16 protein-coding genes are annotated in these 16,170 nt (G+C 62.3%); 9 read left to right on the top strand and 7 right to left on the bottom strand.

Annotated features, from left to right (window positions below; genetic code table 11):
• Positions 1-291 precede the first annotated feature (291 nt).
• Positions 292-1,014: a ribonuclease PH gene (gene rph, locus M5C56_RS06820; protein ID WP_103497884.1), complete on the top strand. Its 723-nt coding sequence runs from the start codon at positions 292-294 to the stop codon at positions 1,012-1,014.
• 34 nt (positions 1,015-1,048) lie between these two features.
• Positions 1,049-1,417: a DUF4870 domain-containing protein gene (locus M5C56_RS06815; RefSeq protein WP_103497885.1), complete on the top strand. Its 369-nt coding sequence runs from the start codon at positions 1,049-1,051 to the stop codon at positions 1,415-1,417.
• Between the two features lie 221 nt (positions 1,418-1,638).
• On the opposite strand, the gene M5C56_RS06810 is transcribed toward M5C56_RS06815, so the two are convergent.
• The gene (locus M5C56_RS06810; RefSeq protein ID WP_003176915.1) at positions 1,639-2,418 is read right to left on the bottom strand and encodes an exodeoxyribonuclease III; all 780 of its coding nucleotides are present in this window, start codon (positions 2,416-2,418) and stop codon (positions 1,639-1,641) included.
• A gap of 83 nt (positions 2,419-2,501) precedes the next feature.
• On the opposite strand from M5C56_RS06810, the gene pyrE reads away from it, so the two are divergent.
• Together pyrE and M5C56_RS06800 are read left to right on the top strand one after the other, a co-directional pair.
• A complete protein-coding gene (pyrE, locus tag M5C56_RS06805) occupies positions 2,502-3,143 on the top strand; it encodes an orotate phosphoribosyltransferase (RefSeq protein WP_103497887.1) in 642 nt (213 codons plus the stop codon).
• A gap of 36 nt (positions 3,144-3,179) precedes the next feature.
• A complete protein-coding gene (locus tag M5C56_RS06800) occupies positions 3,180-3,737 on the top strand; it encodes a DUF4124 domain-containing protein (RefSeq protein ID WP_103497918.1) in 558 nt (185 codons plus the stop codon).
• Between the two features lie 135 nt (positions 3,738-3,872).
• Here M5C56_RS06800 and argB read toward each other — a convergent pair whose 3' ends face one another.
• From argB to coaBC, 4 genes are all read right to left on the bottom strand, one after another.
• Positions 3,873-4,778 carry an acetylglutamate kinase gene (gene argB / locus M5C56_RS06795; protein ID WP_103497890.1) on the bottom strand — a complete coding sequence of 302 codons (906 nt, stop codon included), beginning with the start codon at positions 4,776-4,778 and terminating at the stop codon, positions 3,873-3,875.
• A gap of 64 nt (positions 4,779-4,842) precedes the next feature.
• The gene (locus tag M5C56_RS06790; protein WP_247263089.1) at positions 4,843-6,240 is read right to left on the bottom strand and encodes a phosphomannomutase/phosphoglucomutase; all 1,398 of its coding nucleotides are present in this window, start codon (positions 6,238-6,240) and stop codon (positions 4,843-4,845) included.
• Between the two features lie 1,267 nt (positions 6,241-7,507).
• Entirely contained in the window at positions 7,508-7,963 is a 456-nt protein-coding gene (gene dut / locus M5C56_RS06785) for a dUTP diphosphatase (RefSeq protein ID WP_100942178.1), read from the bottom strand.
• Between the two features lie 5 nt (positions 7,964-7,968).
• Positions 7,969-9,177, bottom strand: a complete 1,209-nt coding sequence (coaBC, locus tag M5C56_RS06780) for a bifunctional phosphopantothenoylcysteine decarboxylase/phosphopantothenate--cysteine ligase CoaBC (protein ID WP_103497893.1) — start codon at positions 9,175-9,177, stop codon at positions 7,969-7,971.
• Positions 9,178-9,311: 134 nt separating this feature from the next.
• Here coaBC and radC point away from each other — a divergent pair, with 134 nt between their 5' ends.
• A complete protein-coding gene (gene radC, locus M5C56_RS06775; RefSeq protein ID WP_100942176.1) occupies positions 9,312-9,986 on the top strand; it encodes a DNA repair protein RadC in 675 nt (224 codons plus the stop codon).
• A gap of 62 nt (positions 9,987-10,048) precedes the next feature.
• On the opposite strand, the gene M5C56_RS06770 is transcribed toward radC, so the two are convergent.
• Entirely contained in the window at positions 10,049-11,638 is a 1,590-nt protein-coding gene (locus M5C56_RS06770; protein WP_103497894.1) for an ABC transporter substrate-binding protein, read from the bottom strand.
• A 450-nt stretch (positions 11,639-12,088) separates the two neighbouring features.
• Here M5C56_RS06770 and rpmB point away from each other — a divergent pair, with 450 nt between their 5' ends.
• The 3 genes from rpmB (at position 12,089) to M5C56_RS06755 (ending at position 14,040) form a co-directional block, all read left to right on the top strand.
• The gene (gene rpmB, locus M5C56_RS06765) at positions 12,089-12,322 is read left to right on the top strand and encodes a 50S ribosomal protein L28 (RefSeq protein ID WP_007921114.1); all 234 of its coding nucleotides are present in this window, start codon (positions 12,089-12,091) and stop codon (positions 12,320-12,322) included.
• 12 nt (positions 12,323-12,334) lie between these two features.
• Positions 12,335-12,490 (top strand): 50S ribosomal protein L33, encoded by a 156-nt coding sequence (gene rpmG, locus M5C56_RS06760; RefSeq protein ID WP_003177274.1) that lies wholly within the window; start codon positions 12,335-12,337, stop codon positions 12,488-12,490.
• 161 nt (positions 12,491-12,651) lie between these two features.
• Positions 12,652-14,040, top strand: coding sequence for a hypothetical protein (locus M5C56_RS06755; RefSeq protein WP_103497896.1), 1,389 nt, complete (start codon positions 12,652-12,654; stop codon positions 14,038-14,040).
• Here the strand turns inward: M5C56_RS06755 and M5C56_RS06750 are convergent, their stop codons facing one another.
• On the bottom strand, positions 14,041-14,403 hold the full coding sequence (locus M5C56_RS06750) for a cupin domain-containing protein (protein WP_103497897.1): 363 nt from the start codon (positions 14,401-14,403) through the stop codon (positions 14,041-14,043).
• 237 nt (positions 14,404-14,640) lie between these two features.
• Here M5C56_RS06750 and M5C56_RS06745 point away from each other — a divergent pair, with 237 nt between their 5' ends.
• Entirely contained in the window at positions 14,641-16,134 is a 1,494-nt protein-coding gene (locus M5C56_RS06745) for an aldehyde dehydrogenase (protein WP_103497899.1), read from the top strand.
• Positions 16,135-16,170: the final 36 nt, after the last annotated feature.

Below are 16,170 nucleotides of genomic sequence, written 5' to 3'. Positions count from 1 at the left end.
CCGTTTGGGCGGGCCGGACCGATGAATGAATTAAAGCCGACAGGCAGCAAAGGCGCAGGATTGTAGCGCAGTGCGGCCGCTGCCCCCAAACCCCCCGTAGGAGCGAGCTTGCTCGCGATGGTAGTCCAGGCACCGCGGGGTATCAGGTTTCCCGCGTTATCGTTGACGTCCATCGCGAGCAAGCTCGCTCCTACAGGGTCGGCGGGTGGCATGAGGTATTTAGAGGTGCCCAGCACAGTCCCTGGCCTCTATAATGCCCAGTAGATTTCCGTCCTCGTACAGGTATTCCCAATGAAACGTCCAAGTGGTCGCGCCGCCGATCAGCTTCGCTCGATCCGCATCACCCGCAACTACACCAAACACGCCGAGGGGTCTGTACTGGTCGAGTTTGGTGATACCAAAGTGATTTGCACGGTCAGCGTCGAGAACGGTGTGCCGCGTTTCCTCAAGGGCCAGGGCCAGGGTTGGCTGACCGCCGAGTACGGCATGCTGCCGCGCGCCACCGGCGAGCGTAACCAGCGTGAGGCCAGCCGCGGCAAGCAAGGCGGCCGGACCCTGGAGATCCAGCGCCTGATCGGCCGTTCGCTGCGCGCCGCGCTGGATATGTCCAAGCTGGGCGATGTGACCCTGTATGTCGACTGCGATGTGATCCAGGCCGACGGCGGCACCCGCACCGCGTCCATCACCGGTGCCATGGTCGCGCTGGTCGACGCTTTGGCAGTGATCAAGAAGCGTGGCGGCCTGAAGGGCGGTAGCCCGCTCAAGCAGATGATCGCCGCGGTATCGGTGGGCATGTACCAGGGCGAGCCGGTGCTCGACCTGGACTACCTGGAAGACTCGGCCGCCGAGACCGACCTGAACGTGGTCATGACCAGTACCGGTGGTTTCATCGAAGTCCAGGGCACTGCCGAAGGCGCGCCGTTCCAGCCTGAAGACCTGAACGCGATGCTGGCATTGGCACAGAAAGGCATGAACGAAATCTTCGAATTGCAGAACGCCACCTTGGCCGACTGAGGATTCGAACCGTTACCAGCATAAGGAGAGCGCCATGAGTGACGAGCAACTACCCGTACCGACACCGAGCCAGGAAGTCAGGCAATGGGCGATGTTCTGTCATTTGTCGGCGTTTCTCGGCTACTGGTTTCCGTTCGGCAGCCTGATCGGGCCGCTGATCCTGTGGCAGATGAAGCGCGAGCAGGATCCGTTTATCGACGCCCAGGGCAAGGAAGCGCTGAACTTCCAGATCACCGTGGCGATTGCGGCGATGGTCTGCATCCCGCTGATGTTCGTGCTGATCGGTATTCCGCTGTTCGGTTTGCTGGTGATCGCGGCGGTGGTGTTGACCATCATTGCCGGGGTCAAGGCCAATGAAGGCGTGGCTTACCGCTATCCCTTCACCTGGCGGCCGATCAAGTAGGTCCTGGTGCTGTTCCTGCGAGGTTTGCGGCGTTTTTGAGGGCCTGTTCGCGGGCAAGCCCTGCTCCTACAGTATTGTGTCGTACACAGATTTTGTGCTCGACGGCGAACTGTAGGAGCAGGGCTTGCCCGCGAATAGGCCGCACAGGCACCGCCATATCCAGCGGCGACACGCAAAAAAGCCGACGTAAAGTCGGCTTTTTTGTCACTGCGAAAAGACCCTTAGATGGTCAGGGTCCAGTCGTAGTCGACGATCAGCGGCGCGTGCTGCGAGAAACGCGGCTGGCGCGGCAGGCGTGCGCTACGGACAAAACGGCGCAGGCCCGGGGTCAGCAGCTGATAGTCGAAACGCCAGCCGAGGTTGAGCATCTCGGCCTGTTCGTTATCCGGCCACCAGCTGTACTGGTCGCCTTCGCGGCTGACTTCGCGCAGGGCATCGACATAGCCCATGTTGCCGACAATCTCGTCCATCCAGGCCCGTTCCGGCGCCAGGAAGCCCGGGGATTGCTGGCTGTCGCGCCAGTTCTTGATATCCAGCTTCTGTTGCGCGACGTACAGCGAGCCACAGTAGATGTATTCGCGACGTTTGCGCCGCTGCTTGTCCAGATAGCGGGCGAAGTCGTCCATAAGCTTGAACTTCTGGTTCAAGTCTTCATCGCCGTTCTGCCCCGAGGGAAGCAGCAAGGTCGCGATGCTGACCTTGTCGAAATCGGCTTGCAGGTAGCGCCCGTAGCGGTCTGCCGTCTCGAAACCGAGACCGCTGATGACAGCCTTCGGTTGCAACCGCGAATACAGAGCCACGCCACCCTGGGCGGGGACTTCGGCATCGCAGGCATAAAGGAAGTAGCCATCCAGTTGGAAGGCTGGGTCGTCCAGTTCAAAGGCGGAGGCGCGGGTGTCCTGCAGGCAGATGACGTCGGCATTCTGAGCTTGCAGCCAACTGAGCAAACCACGCTCGACTGCGGCCTGAATACCATTGACGTTCACACTGATGATCCGCATAAATGGCCCCAAAAATCACGTGCGTGTATGATACCCCAAGGTCTACCTAATTAGCTAAATCCGTGGTATTTGGGGCTTTTTTCATGCAGGCGTATCAACGCGACTTCATTCGTTTTGCCATCGATCGCGGGGTTTTGCGCTTCGGTGAGTTCACCCTGAAGTCGGGACGTACCAGTCCTTACTTCTTCAATGCCGGTCTGTTCAACAGCGGTTCGGCCCTGGCCCAGTTGGGGCGTTTCTATGCGTCGGCGATCGTCGAGAGCGGCATTGCGTTCGACGTGCTGTTCGGCCCGGCCTACAAGGGTATCCCCTTGGCGGCGGCCACCGCCGTGGCCCTGGCCGAGCATCACGGGCGTGATCTGCCCTGGTGTTTCAACCGCAAGGAAGCCAAGGCCCACGGCGAAGGCGGCAGCCTGGTCGGCGCGCCGCTGGCCGGCGATGTGCTGATCATCGACGACGTGATCACCGCTGGCACCGCGATCCGCGAGGTGATGCAGATCATCCAGGCCCAGGGCGCCAAGCCTGCCGGCGTGCTGATCGCACTCAACCGCCAGGAACGCGGCAATGGCGAGCTGTCGGCGATCCAGGAAGTCGAGCGTGACTTCGCGATCCCGGTGGTCAGCATTGTCTCCCTGACCCAGGTCCTGCAGTTCCTGGCCAACGATGAGCAGCTCAAGCAGCATTTGCCTGCGGTTGAGGCTTATCGCGCGCAATACGGAATCTGACCTCCCTTGCGCCGTGGGTATCGGTGGTTGCCCCTGATGCTCTGTGTGTCCTTTGCCGTTCAGGCCGAGGACGCATCCGGCGTGCTGCTGTATCGCTATGTCGATGGCAAGGGCGTCACGGTGCTCGACCGCCAGGTTCCCCCGGAGTACGCGGGCAAGGGTTATCAGGTGCTGAACTCGCGCGGTCGGGTGGTGCAGACGATTGCGCCGGCGCCGACGGCCGAGGAGTTGGCGCGCTTGCAGGCGCAGAAAGCCCAGGCCGATGCCAATGCGCAGCTGTTGCAGCGTTATTCCAGCGTCGGCGAGGTCGACAAGGCCCAGGCTCGGAAACTCGCTGAGCTGGACGCGATGATTGCGAGTATCCAGACCAACCTCAACGCCTTGTTGGCGCAGCAGGCCAGTTTGCAAGGCCAGGCGGCGGAGCAGGAGCGGGCGGGGCACGAGGTGTCGCCGCAATTGCTCGGGCAACTCGCGGGGCTACGGGATGAGCAGGCGCGGATGAGGGCCGATATTGCCCGCTACCAGGCGGCACGGGTCCAGGCGCAGCAGGACTTCGCGGTGGATCGGGCGCGGGTGGAGCAGCTGACGCACTGAGGTGTGGTCGGCACGAGCCTGTAAATACTGCCTTGACCCTCGCTCGTAGCGACGGCCGACGCGATCCCTGTAGGAGCCTGGCTTGCCAGGCTCCTACAGGGGGTATTGCGTTTTCGTGTCCGTGCTTCGGCTTGATCAGTGACGCTTGCGATTGCTGATCAGGGTGCCCATGCCGGTATCGGTGAAGATCTCCAGCAGCACCGCGTTCGGCACGCGACCGTCGATGATCAGCGAGCTGCCAACCCCGCCCTGTACCGCTTCCAGTGCGCAACGGATCTTCGGCAGCATGCCGCCATAGATGGTGCCGTCGGCGATCAGTCCATCCACCTGGGTGGTGCTCAGGCCGGTCAGGACCTTGCCTTCCTTGTCCATCAGGCCGGCAATGTTGGTCAGCAGCATCAGCTTCTCGGCTTTCAGGGCCTCGGCGATCTTGCCCGCCACCAGGTCGGCGTTGATGTTGTAGGACTCGCCATTGGCACCCACGCCGATCGGTGCGATCACCGGGATGAAATCACCCTTGACCAGCAGGTTCAGCAGATCGGTGTTGATCCCGACCACTTCGCCGACCTGGCCGATGTCGATGATTTCCGGCTGGGTCATTTCCGGGGTCTGGCGGGTCACGGTGAGCTTTTTCGCGCGGATCAGCTCGGCGTCCTTGCCGGTCAGGCCGATGGCGCTGCCGCCGTGACGGTTGATCAGGTTGACGATGCTCTTGTTTACCTGGCCGCCGAGAACCATTTCCACCACGTCCATGGTCTGGGCGTCGGTCACGCGCATGCCGTCGATAAAGTGGCTCTCGATGGACAGGCGCTTGAGCAGGTCACCGATCTGCGGGCCACCCCCGTGGACCACCACCGGGTTGATCCCCACCGCTTTCATCAACACGATGTCGCGGGCAAAACCGGTTTTCAGCTCTTCGCTTTCCATGGCGTTGCCGCCGTACTTGATCACCAGTGTCTTGCCGACGTATCGGCGGATGTAAGGCAACGCTTCGGAAAGAACCTTGGCGGTATTGGCAGCGGCATCGCGTTCGAGGGTCATTCAGGGCTCCGGTGGAACAAGTGGTCGGACGGTGCAAAGACTACGCTTTTACACCTTCCAGAGGTCAGAACGGTAGTGGGAGATCAGGCGCAACACGTTTCAATTGGGCGTGGAACACGTCCTTGATGCGCTGCAATTCGGCTTCGCTGTCGGCTTCGAAGCGCAGGACCAGCACCGGGGTGGTGTTGGAGGCGCGGACCAGGCCCCAGCCCTGGGGATAGTCGACCCGCACACCGTCGATGGTGGTCAGGTTGGCATCGCCCCAGTCGGCGTCGCGTTGCAGTGCATCAATGATGCTGAATTTGCTCTCGTCGGTCACATTGATATTGATTTCCGGCGTGGAAATATCGTTCGGGAAGGTCGCGAACAGCTCCTCGGCGCTGGATTTCTCCTGGCTGAGGATCTCCAGCAGGCGCGCGGCGCTGTAGATACCGTCGTCAAAACCGAACCAGCGTTCCTTGAAGAAGATATGGCCGCTCATTTCGCCGGCGAGCAGGGCGCCGCTTTCCTTCATTTTTTTCTTGATCAACGAGTGACCGGTTTTCCACATCACCGGGCGACCACCGTATTCGCGGATCAGGGGCGTCAGGCGGCGGGTGCACTTGACGTCGAAGATGATGTCCGCGCCAGGGTTGCGCGCCACCACGTCCTTGGCGAACAGCATCAGCAGGCGGTCGGGGAAGACGATGCTGCCGGTGTTGGTCACCACGCCGACGCGGTCGCCGTCGCCGTCGAAGGCCAGGCCCAGGTCGGCATGGCTTTCCTTGACCTTGGCGATCAGGTCCACCAGGTTCTCGGGCTTGCCCGGGTCCGGGTGGTGGTTGGGGAAGTGGCCGTCGACCTCTTCGAACAACGAGATCACTTCACAGCCCAGGGCTTCGATCAGCCTGGGGGCGATGACCCCGGCGGCGCCGTTGCCGCAGTCGACCACCACCTTGAGTTTCCGCGCCAGCACGATGTCGTTGCGGATCTGCTCGAAGTACGGGATGAGGATGTCGACTTTCTCGACGCTGCCCTTGCCGCTGCTCAGGTCGTTGTTCTTGAGGCGGGTGTGCAGGGCCTGGATCTGCTCGTTGGCCAGGGTGTCGCCAGCGATGACGATTTTGAAACCGTTGTAGTTCGACGGGTTGTGGCTACCGGTGAGCATCACCCCGGACTTGCCGGCCAGCACGTTGGCGGCGTAGTACAACGCCGGGGTCGGCACCAGGCCGACATCGCTGACGTGGCAGCCGCTGTCGTGCAGGCCCTGGATCAACTGCTGGACCAGCTCCGGCCCGGACAGGCGACCGTCACGGCCGACCGACACGTTGGGCTCGCCCTGGGCCAGGCTCTGGGCGCCGATGGCGCGGCCGATCCAGTAGGCGGTTTCGCCGTTCAGGGTCTCCGGGACCGTGCCACGGATGTCGTAGGCGCGGAAGATGCTGTCAGGGAAGCTCGGGATGGCAGGTGCGGTGCTGTTCATGGTGTGGGTGGGCTCCGTTCCCAGGAAATCCTGGTGTTCGTCGAGAATATCGATATCGAGAATGTCGGTGTCTTGGAACAGCGGATCGGCCGAGACGGTACTTGGCGTCGTGGACTGGATCGGCGCGGGGGCGCTGCGGATCGCGGTGCCTGGATCACTGCCGACAGGCTCGGGATGACCATTGCGCAAGGAAAAGCGCGCCAGTTCCTGGGCCAGCCCATTGAGGGCCGGCAGGCTCAAGCTGAAGGCTTTGACGGCTTTGCCGCCGGAGAGTTCGCGAAACAGTTGCTCCAGCTGTCGGGCATCGCCGTCGAGACGGTTCTGCAGGCGTTTGTACGGCAGGTAGGTGCCCAGCAGGGCGCCGCCGAGGGCGAGCAGGGCGGCGAGGGCTGTCAGGGCGTAGGCGCTCAGGGGATAGGACAGTTTGAGCGAGGGGCCTGGGCTGAATTTCAGCGTCCAGTTGGGGTTGCCGGTACCAAAGGCAACGCTTTCGTCGGTTGCCGCCGTTCCGCGCTGGTCCAGCACCTGTTCCGGGCTGCCGAGGACGCTTTGCGTCAGGCGCAGTTCGCCGGTCTCCGGGTGGAATGTGCTGAGGGATTGGAGCAGGCGTTGCAGGTCGAAGACCAGCAGCAGGGTGCCGCTGCTTTGGGTGGCGGCGGGTGCCTTGAGTGAGGCCACGCTGTAGACCAGCCAGCGCTGGCCGATCTTGTAGGCTTCCGGTGCGGGTCGGGTGCCGCGCTCGGCGCGGGTGATCAGGTCCAGCGCCGAGAAATTCAGCGGCGCGGCGCGGTCATTGCTCGGTTGGGCCTGGCCGGGCAGGTAGAGTTGCGCGTCCACCAGGCCGCTGGCGAAGCGCAAGCCGGCTTCCGCGGCCTTGACCTGGTCGGCGTTCTGGCTTTGCAGGGCCTTGAGCAGCGAAGGATCAAGGGCCGTCGCCTCGGTCTGGGCGATCAGGTCGCTGCTGGCCTGGCTCAGGCCCGCGGCCGCGACGGCACCCGGGGTCTGCACCAGGCTGCCGCGCAGCGCCTGGTTCCAGGGCGCGACTACGCCAAGCCACAGGAGCGCGGCGGCCAGGGCCAACCCGCCCAAGGCAATCTGCAATCCCGGTAACAGGGGGCTGGTGGCGTCGCCTGGAGGCGCATGGCCGTTGCTTTCATGACCGCCGGCGGTCTTTGCACTGCGCTTGAAGCCTTTCAAATACTGCCTCCGAGAGGGTCATCCTGAAATTCAACGCGCACCGTTCGGACCGGGCCTGGACCAGCTTAGGTCAATGGCTGCCCGAATGCCCGAAGCCGCCGGCACCGCGTTGGCTTTCGTCAAAGGTTTCAACCAGTTCGAAGTGCGCCTGGACCACCGGCACCAGCACCAGTTGGGCAATCCGCTCGCCGACGACGATGTTGAAGGCGGTCTGGCCGCGGTTCCAGCAGGACACCATCAGTTCGCCCTGGTAGTCGGAGTCGATCAGGCCCACCAGGTTGCCCAGCACGATGCCGTGTTTGTGGCCCAGGCCGGAGCGCGGCAGGATCAGGGCGGCGAGGCCCGGATCGCCGATGTACACCGACAGGCCGGTGGGGATCAGCAAGGTCTGGCCCGGTTCCAGTACGGTGTCCTGCTGGAGCATGGCGCGCAGGTCGAGACCGGCGGAGCCGGGCGTGGCGTACTGCGGCAGCGGGAATTCGCCGCCGATGCGTGGGTCGAGGATCTTGGCTTGCAAAGCGTGCATGAAAATTAAACCTGGTTCAGTCGTTCGGCGATAAAGGAAACCAGCTGGCGGGCAATCTTGCCCTTGCTGGTCTGGGCAAACAGCGTCGCGTGGAGCTCGCGGTCGATCACGCTGCAGGCGTTTTCCTCGCTGTTGAAGCCAATGCTGGGGTTGGCCACGTCATTGGCGACGATCAGGTCGAGGTTCTTGTCCTTGAGCTTGCGCGCGGCGTAGTCGAGCAGATGTTCGGTTTCGGCGGCGAAACCGACACTGAACGGACGGTCGACGCGGCTGGCGATGGTGGCCAGGATGTCCGGGTTACGCACCATCTGCAGCAGCAGGCCGTCGCCGTTCGTAGGGTCTTTCTTGAGTTTTTGCGGGGCAACGACTTCCGGGCGGTAGTCCGCGACCGCTGCCGAGGCGATAAACAGGTCGCAAGGCATGGCCGCTTCGCAGGCGGCGAGCATGTCGCGGGCGCTGACCACGTCGATGCGGGTCACCCGGTCCGGGGTCGGCAGGTGCACGGGGCCGGTGATCAGGGTCACCCGGGCACCGGCTTCCACCGCGGCTTCGGCCAGGGCGAAGCCCATTTTCCCGGAGCTGTGGTTGGTGATGTAGCGCACCGGATCGATGTTTTCCTGGGTCGGGCCGGCGGTGATCAGCACGTGTTTGCCGGTCATGGCCAGGTGCTGGAAGCAATCGGCGGCGCATTGCGCCAGGTCCGTGGCTTCGAGCATGCGCCCCAGGCCGACGTCGCCGCAGGCCTGGCTGCCGGAGGCCGGGCCGAAGACTTTCAGGCCGCGGCTTTGCAGCAATTGGGTGTTGGCCTGGGTGGCCGGGTCGCGCCACATGGCCTGGTTCATCGCCGGGGCGATGGCCACGGTGGCGTCGGTGGCGAGCACCAGGGTGGTCAGCAGGTCGTTGGCGATACCCTGGGCCAGGCGCGCGATCAGGTCGGCGGTGGCCGGGGCGATCAGCACCAGGTCGGCCCATTTCGCCAGCTCGATATGACCCATGGCGGCTTCGGCGGCCGGGTCGAGCAGGTCCAGGTGCACCGGATGCCCGGACAGCGCCTGCATGGTCAGGGGGGTGATGAACTCGCTGCCGCCACGGGTCATGACCACGCGCACTTCGGCGCCCTGGTCGAGGAGTCGGCGAACCAGCTCGGCGCTCTTGTAGGCAGCAATGCCGCCGCCGACGCCGAGAACGATGCGTTTCCGATACAGCCGCTGCATAGACCTGCCTTTTAGTCCGGTGATGGCGACCCCCTGACGACGCCTCCCCAGGCCAGATCAGGGGTAAAAATGATGGGCTAAGATAACACAGCGACCGCCAGGGAACAGCGGCGCCACAAGGACAGGGAGGTGGAATGAGTATTCGTGATTGGCCGGCGGCGGAGCGGCCCCGGGAGAAATTGCTGGAGCAGGGGGCGGCGAGCCTGTCGGACGCCGAGTTGCTGGCGATCTTTCTGCGTACCGGGGTTTCCGGGAAGAGCGCGGTGGACCTGGCCCGGCACCTGTTGAGTCGGTTCGGCAGCCTGCGCAATCTGCTGGAGTCCGACCAGCAGGCGTTTGGTCGCCAGTTGGGCCTGGGGCCGGCCAAATTTGCACAATTGCAGGCAGTGCTGGAGATGGCCCGACGGCATCTGGCCGAGCGCCTGCGCCGCGACTCGGTGCTGGAAAGCCCGCGGGCGGTCCGCGATTACCTCAAGGCGATGCTGCGTCATGAGCCCCATGAGGTGTTCGCCTGCCTGTTTCTCGACAGCAAGCACCGGGTGTTGGCGTTCGAGCCGCTGTTTCACGGCTCCATCGACAACACCAGTGTCTATCCTCGGCAGGTGGTCAAGCGGGCGCTGGCGCACAATGCGGCGGCGTTGATCCTGTGTCACAACCACCCTTCGGGGGTTGCCGAGCCCAGCCAGGCTGATCACGTGCTGACCAAGCGACTGAAAACGGCGCTGGAATATGTCGATGTGCGGGTGCTCGATCACTTTATCGTCGGCGAGGGCGAGCCCTTGTCGATGATGGAGCGTGGCTGGATGTAACGGTCCGGGAACGATCCCCTGCAGGAGCCGGCAAGCCGGCTCCTGCAGAGGGTGTGCCGGTTTCAAGGCTTGAGGCTGACCTTGGAAAAATCCTGCCGCCCGAACGGACTCACTTCATAGCCCTGGACGTTCTTGCGCAGCAAGGCGAAGGCCGTAGGATGCGCCAGCGGCACCCACAGCGCCTGTTGCTGGATCTGCGCCTGGGCCTGCTCGTACAGCTTGCTGCGCACCCCTTGCTCGCTGGTGGTCTTGCCGGCACTGATCAGCTTGTCCAGGCCCGCATCGCAGTAGCGGGCGAAGTTGGTGCCCGATTTCACCGCCGCACAGGAGAATTGTGGGGTCAGGAAGTTGTCCGGGTCGCCGTTGTCGCCAGCCCAGCCCATGAACAACAGGTCGTGCTCACCGGCCTTGGCCCGGCGGATCAGTTCGCCCCATTCGATCACGCGGATCTGCGCCTGGATGCCGACTTCGGCGAGATCGGCTTGCAACAGCTGGGCACCGAGGCTCGGGTTGGGATTGAGCAGGCTGCCCGACGGACGTGTCCAGATGGTGGTCTGGAAACCGTCCTTGAACCCGGCCTTGGCCAGCAGGGCCTTGGCTTTTTCCGGGTCATGGGCGTAGCCGGGCAGGTCCTTGGCGTAACTCCAGGTGTTGGGCGGGTACGGCCCGTTGGCGGCCTCGGCAGTTTCTTCGAACACGGCCTTGAGGTAGCTGGTCTTGTCGACGGCGAGGTTGATCGCCTGGCGTACCTCCGGTTTGTCCAGGGGGGGATGCTGGCTGTTGATGGCTACGAAAGCGGTCATGAAGGCCGCGGTTCTTTCCACCTTGAGCGTCGGCTCTTTACTGGCAGCCGTGACATCCAGGGGCTTGGGCGAGAGCGCGATCTGGCATTCGTTGCGCCGCAGCTTCTGCAGGCGGACGTTGGCATCGGGGGTAATGGCGAAGACCAGGTTGTCGACCGCCGGCTTGCCGGCGAAGTAGTCCGGGTTGGCGCTGTAGCGGATCGAGGCATCTTTCTGGAACCGGCCGAACACGAACGGGCCGGTGCCGACGGGCTGGCTGTTGAGTTTTTCCGGGGTGCCCGCGGCCATCAGCTTGTCGGCGTATTCCGCCGGATAGATCGAGGCGAAGCCCATGCTCAGGGCCGCGAGGAAGGTCGAGTCGGGGTGGTCGAGGGTGAAGCGCACGGTCAGCGGATCAACCGCCTCGATTCGTTTGATCAGGCTCGGCAGTTGCAGCGACTGGGCGTGGGGGAAGCCGCTCTGGGCGATCTGGTGCCATGGGTTGGCCGGGTCGAGCATGCGTTCGAAGCTGAAGCGCACGTCGGCGGCGCTCAGGTCGCGGGTCGGCTTGAAGTAGTCGGTGTGATGGAATTTCACCCCCGGATGCAGCCTGAACTCGTAGACCAGGCCGTCGTCGGACACGGTCCAGCTGTCAGCGAGGCTGGGCACCAGCTTGCCGCTGTCGGCGTCGAAGTCCACCAGGCGGTTCATCAGCACGTCGGCCGAGGCATTGGTGGTGCTCAGCGAGTTATACTGCACCACGTCGAACCCGTCGGGGCTGGCTTCGGTGCAGACGCTCAGGGTGGTGGCGGCCTGGGCCGATACCCCGAGGAAGGGGACGAGCAATAGCGGTAGGGCAGCGAGACGCATATTCAGTATCCTTTGCAGGTCGTTGTCCCATCTGCGAGTGCAGTCTGGAAAAGTCCTACCCTAGAGGTATGGACGGTAATTGACTATCCCGTTTTTAGCGGATTTTTCAGTTTGCCTGCTTCCCCCGATATTTTCACCGCACGGTTTGCCGGGCCTTTTGCGCCGCTGGCCGGTGTTGTGCGACGAGCGGCCTTTCAGGGCGCCAGCCCAGGTTGCTGGCGTCCTGGCCGGTCATTGACGGTGCGCCGTCGAGGTTTTAATCGCACTTGATGTTGTTGCACTTGAGTCTTTCTGGTATAAAGCAGCGCTCTTTTCTAGGGGCCCGGTTCCTTCGCTTGTAGGTGTAGCCGGTAAGACCCTTAAAGAAACGCGGCGCCTGGCGCCAAATGACTGAGAGATTAAGCGGCCAACCCATGCCGGGTTGGGCATGTGGTTTTAGAGGGCTGAGGCATGTCTAGAGTCTGTCAAGTTACCGGTAAGGGTCCGGTGACTGGGAATAACATTTCCCACGCAAACAACAAAACCCGTCGTCGTTTCCTGCCGAACCTGCAGCATCACCGCTTCTGGGTCGAGTCCGAGAAGCGTTTTGTGCGTCTGCGCGTATCCGCCAAGGGCATGCGTATCATCGACAAGCGCGGCATTGATGTCGTGCTGGCCGAACTTCGTCGCGATGGCAAGGTATAAGGGAGCTAAATCATGCGTGAATTGATTCGTTTGATCTCGAGCGCCGGTACTGGTCATTTCTACACGACTGACAAGAACAAGCGCACTACTCCGGACAAAATCGAGATCAAGAAATATGATCCGGTTGTTCGTAAGCACGTGATCTACAAGGAAGGCAAAATCAAGTAATTGATTTTGTTTTTCGAGAAAAACCCCGACTGGTTCGGGGTTTTTTTTCGCCTTTTTTCGGCCGGCTCCTGCCTATTGCATGGCTGATTCCTACATTTTTCCCGTTGCGCCTTTCCTAGACTGGGGTGAACACCGAAAGGATGCGGATGTGGAGAACGCTCATGATGATTGCGAGGATGTTTGGAATTCTGCTGCTGGTGGTCCTGGCAGCGGGGAGTATTGCGGTTTCGGCGGCTCAGTCGGCCAAGGCCGAAACCAGTACCGATGCCTACGTACGCAGGATGATCGAGGCCACTCGGATCGGCTGGTCCGCATTGGCCGCGTTCAATGAAATCACCCGTGTGTTTGCGGATGTCCAGTTGTTGACCAGCGACGGGCAGCGGGCCTGGCTGATGAACGCGCAGGGGGGGAGCGAGATCGATATGGAGGCGGTCAGGACGCTTGGGGTTTCCTACGAATACAAATCCTTCGACAAGATCCTCTGGCGGGGGCGTCCGTCTGTCTTTATCGGTCTGGGAAAGGAACTGCCGGCGGACGAACTGCAGCGGCTGGAAGATCCGCGAGCGATTCCCGATGTGTTCAGTCTGGCAACCCACGAAGCCTTTCATTTTTACGCCGAGGACGAAAAGAGCTGGGCATTCTCCCCGGGATCGGATCGCAGCACTTTGTACCCTGCCGCCGCCGAGCCGCGCATGCATCGCAACCAGTTGATCCGTCACCTGCTGGCGGCGGCTCAGGGGCGGGCCGATGCTTTGCGGCGGGCCAGTTATTGGTATCGCCAATGGTCAAGCGGGTATGCCGACGAGTTGAAGCACATTCATGGCACTGATCGTTCCGAAGGTAGTGCGCGTTATGTGGAGGCGATTGTTCGGCCGCTGGTGCTGGGCGCGCGTCCACTCTCCCATGAGTGGTCGGTACTCATGCTTGAGGAACTGAGCCTGCTGGCGCGAGATGATTATCTGGCTGCCGATCATGAAAGCTATGCGTTGGGTGCTTTAGCCGGCTATCTGCTTGAGCAGCAGGGTGTGGACTGGCTGCCGCGCGTCGCCCGGGGAGAAACGCCCGTAGCGATGCTGCTGGATTCGGTGCCGCCTCTGGATACTCCCCCTGACGAGTTGATGGGGCGACGTATTCGGGAGGTCATTGCCGAGTCCAATCGACAGACAGCGCAAGTTTTCGATTCGTTCCTGCCGCGTTTCAACGACCCGGCAGGGAAGCGTTTGCTGGTGCCGAACCAGGTTATGCAAGGGAGCTTCAATCCCACGCATTCCTACCGTCTGGCTACACAGCCCGAGAAAATTGAAGTCGGGATTGATGCCGCCTTCGTCTTGAGCGATGGCCGCATTGACCTCAGGGCAGCGACGGTCGCTACCCATGTGAGCGAGGATTGTGGTCAGTTGGATCTTTACTGGATCTTGGCCCTGACCAGGGACGAGTTCGAGAAAACCGCTGACAGTCGGATGCGTTTCGAGCGCGATGACATCAAGGTGGATATTCCCTACCCGGCCCAGCCTGCCCAGGATCCGCGTATCTGGTGCGTCCAGGTCTGATCAGGCTTTCTGCTCGAACACCACATAGATCTTGCGGCAGTGCTCCAGCACCTCCCAGGTGCCCTTGAAGCCCGCCGGGATCACGAAACGATCGCCGGCGCGCAGGGTCTTGGCGTTGCCGTCCGCGTCGCGCAGCACCGAGACGCCCTGGACGATTTCGCAGTATTCATGTTCGGTGTAGTTCACCGTCCATTGGCCCACCGCGCCCTCCCAGACGCCGGCATTCATCTGCCCGCAGGGGCTGCCATAGTGGTTGTAGATGGTTTGCTCGGGATCGCCCTTGAACACTTTCTCCTCTGCCGGGCGAAAGCGTTCCGGTACGGTGGTGGCTTCGCTGAAATCGACGATGTCCTGGATACTCATGGTGCTCTTCCTCTGCGGTGACGGGCCTTGGGTCGCAAGCACCGAGTCTATGTTTATTAAAACGAACATGGCAACGGCGTTTGACGAGTCTTTGTCAAATATATTGAAACTTCAGGTGCCGCTGGTTTAGGGTGGTGGGTGCCATGGGCCTGAATCGAGGCTCGTTGGGCAGAATTCCGAACGGTGCTGGCGCAAGAGCGCACGGTTCCAGTATTTCAATAAGAGGAGGACACTCGAATGATCACCCTGACTCGTGCTGACTGGGAACAACGTGCCCGTGAGCTGAAGATTGAAGGCCGTGCCTACATCAATGGTGAATACACCGCGGCGGTCTCGAATGAGACCTTCGAGTGCATCAGCCCGGTCGATGGCCGCCTGCTGACCAGCGTCGCCAGTTGCGATGCGGCCGATGCCCAGCGTGCGGTCGAGAGTGCCCGCGCGACGTTCAACTCCGGTGTCTGGTCGCGCCTGGCCCCGGCCAAGCGCAAGTCGGCGATGATTCGTTTTGCCGCGTTGCTGAAGGTCAATGCCGAGGAGCTGGCCTTGCTGGAAACCCTCGACATGGGCAAGCCGATCAGCGACTCCCTGCATATCGACGTACCCGGCGCGGCCCAGGCCCTGAGCTGGAGCGGCGAGGCCATCGACAAGATCTATGACGAAGTGGCTGCTACTCCCCACGATCAGTTGGGTCTGGTGACCCGTGAGCCGGTGGGCGTGGTCGCGGCCATCGTGCCGTGGAACTTCCCGTTGATGATGGCTTGCTGGAAGCTCGGGCCGGCGTTGTCCACCGGTAACTCGGTGATTCTCAAACCTTCGGAAAAGTCCCCGCTGACCGCGATCCGCATTGCCGCCCTGGCGGTTGAAGCCGGTATTCCGGCGGGTGTGCTGAACGTGCTGCCGGGTTACGGTCATACCGTCGGCAAGGCCCTGGCCCTGCACCAGGATGTCGACACCCTGGTGTTCACCGGTTCGACCAAGATCGCCAAGCAACTGCTGATCTACTCCGGCGAGTCCAACATGAAGCGCGTCTGGCTCGAAGCCGGCGGCAAGAGCCCGAACATCGTCTTTGCCGATGCTCCGGACCTGCAGGCCGCCGCCGAATCCGCGGCCAGCGCCATTGCCTTCAACCAGGGCGAAGTCTGCACCGCCGGTTCGCGCCTGCTGGTGGAGCGTTCGATCAAGGACCGCTTCCTGCCGCTGGTGATCGAAGCGCTGAAGGCCTGGAAGCCGGGCAACCCGCTGGACCCGGAGACCAATGTCGGTGCCCTGGTGGATACCCAGCAGATGAACACCGTGCTGTCGTATATCGAATCGGGTCATGCCGATGGCGCCAAGCTGGTGGCCGGTGGCAAGCGGACCCTGCAGGAAACCGGTGGTACCTACGTCGAACCGACCATCTTTGATGGCGTGAGCAACGCGATGAAGATCGCCCAGGAAGAAATCTTCGGCCCGGTGCTGTCGGTGATTGCCTTCGACAGCGTGGAAGAGGCGATCAGCATTGCCAACGACACGCCCTATGGCCTGGCGGCGGCGGTCTGGACCGCGAACATCTCCAAGGCGCACCTGACCGCCAAGGCCCTGCGGGCCGGCAGCGTGTGGGTGAACCAGTACGATGGCGGCGACATGACCGCACCGTTCGGCGGCTTCAAGCAGTCGGGTAACGGCCGTGACAAGTCGCTGCATGCGTTCGACAAGTACACCGAGCTGAAGGCGACCTGGATCAAGTTGTAACGCCTCGGCTCTTGAGACCGCAGCGAAACTTGTGGG

The sequence above is a fragment of the Pseudomonas sp. MWU13-2862 genome (assembly GCF_023242495.1).
In the GTDB taxonomy this organism is placed as follows: domain Bacteria; phylum Pseudomonadota; class Gammaproteobacteria; order Pseudomonadales; family Pseudomonadaceae; genus Aquipseudomonas; species Aquipseudomonas gingeri_D.
Note: the sequence above shows the minus strand (reverse complement) of the source record. Positions and strands in the feature narration are given on the sequence as shown.

Coding starts and splice junctions, on each gene's coding strand:
- rph (WP_103497884.1), top strand. CDS start 292: ATGAAACGTCCAAGTGGTCGCGCCGCCGATCAGCTTCGCTCGATCCGC.
- M5C56_RS06815 (WP_103497885.1), top strand. CDS start 1,049: ATGAGTGACGAGCAACTACCCGTACCGACACCGAGCCAGGAAGTCAGG.
- rpmG (WP_003177274.1), top strand. CDS start 12,335: ATGCGTGAATTGATTCGTTTGATCTCGAGCGCCGGTACTGGTCATTTC.
- M5C56_RS06810 (WP_003176915.1), bottom strand. CDS start 2,418: ATGCGGATCATCAGTGTGAACGTCAATGGTATTCAGGCCGCAGTCGAG.
- dut (WP_100942178.1), bottom strand. CDS start 7,963: ATGCACGCTTTGCAAGCCAAGATCCTCGACCCACGCATCGGCGGCGAA.
- M5C56_RS06750 (WP_103497897.1), bottom strand. CDS start 14,403: ATGAGTATCCAGGACATCGTCGATTTCAGCGAAGCCACCACCGTACCG.
- rpmB (WP_007921114.1), top strand. CDS start 12,089: ATGTCTAGAGTCTGTCAAGTTACCGGTAAGGGTCCGGTGACTGGGAAT.
- M5C56_RS06800 (WP_103497918.1), top strand. CDS start 3,180: ATGCTCTGTGTGTCCTTTGCCGTTCAGGCCGAGGACGCATCCGGCGTG.
- coaBC (WP_103497893.1), bottom strand. CDS start 9,177: ATGCAGCGGCTGTATCGGAAACGCATCGTTCTCGGCGTCGGCGGCGGC.
- M5C56_RS06745 (WP_103497899.1), top strand. CDS start 14,641: ATGATCACCCTGACTCGTGCTGACTGGGAACAACGTGCCCGTGAGCTG.
- argB (WP_103497890.1), bottom strand. CDS start 4,778: ATGACCCTCGAACGCGATGCCGCTGCCAATACCGCCAAGGTTCTTTCC.
- pyrE (WP_103497887.1), top strand. CDS start 2,502: ATGCAGGCGTATCAACGCGACTTCATTCGTTTTGCCATCGATCGCGGG.
- M5C56_RS06770 (WP_103497894.1), bottom strand. CDS start 11,638: ATGCGTCTCGCTGCCCTACCGCTATTGCTCGTCCCCTTCCTCGGGGTA.
- M5C56_RS06790 (WP_247263089.1), bottom strand. CDS start 6,240: ATGAACAGCACCGCACCTGCCATCCCGAGCTTCCCTGACAGCATCTTC.
- M5C56_RS06755 (WP_103497896.1), top strand. CDS start 12,652: ATGATGATTGCGAGGATGTTTGGAATTCTGCTGCTGGTGGTCCTGGCA.
- radC (WP_100942176.1), top strand. CDS start 9,312: ATGAGTATTCGTGATTGGCCGGCGGCGGAGCGGCCCCGGGAGAAATTG.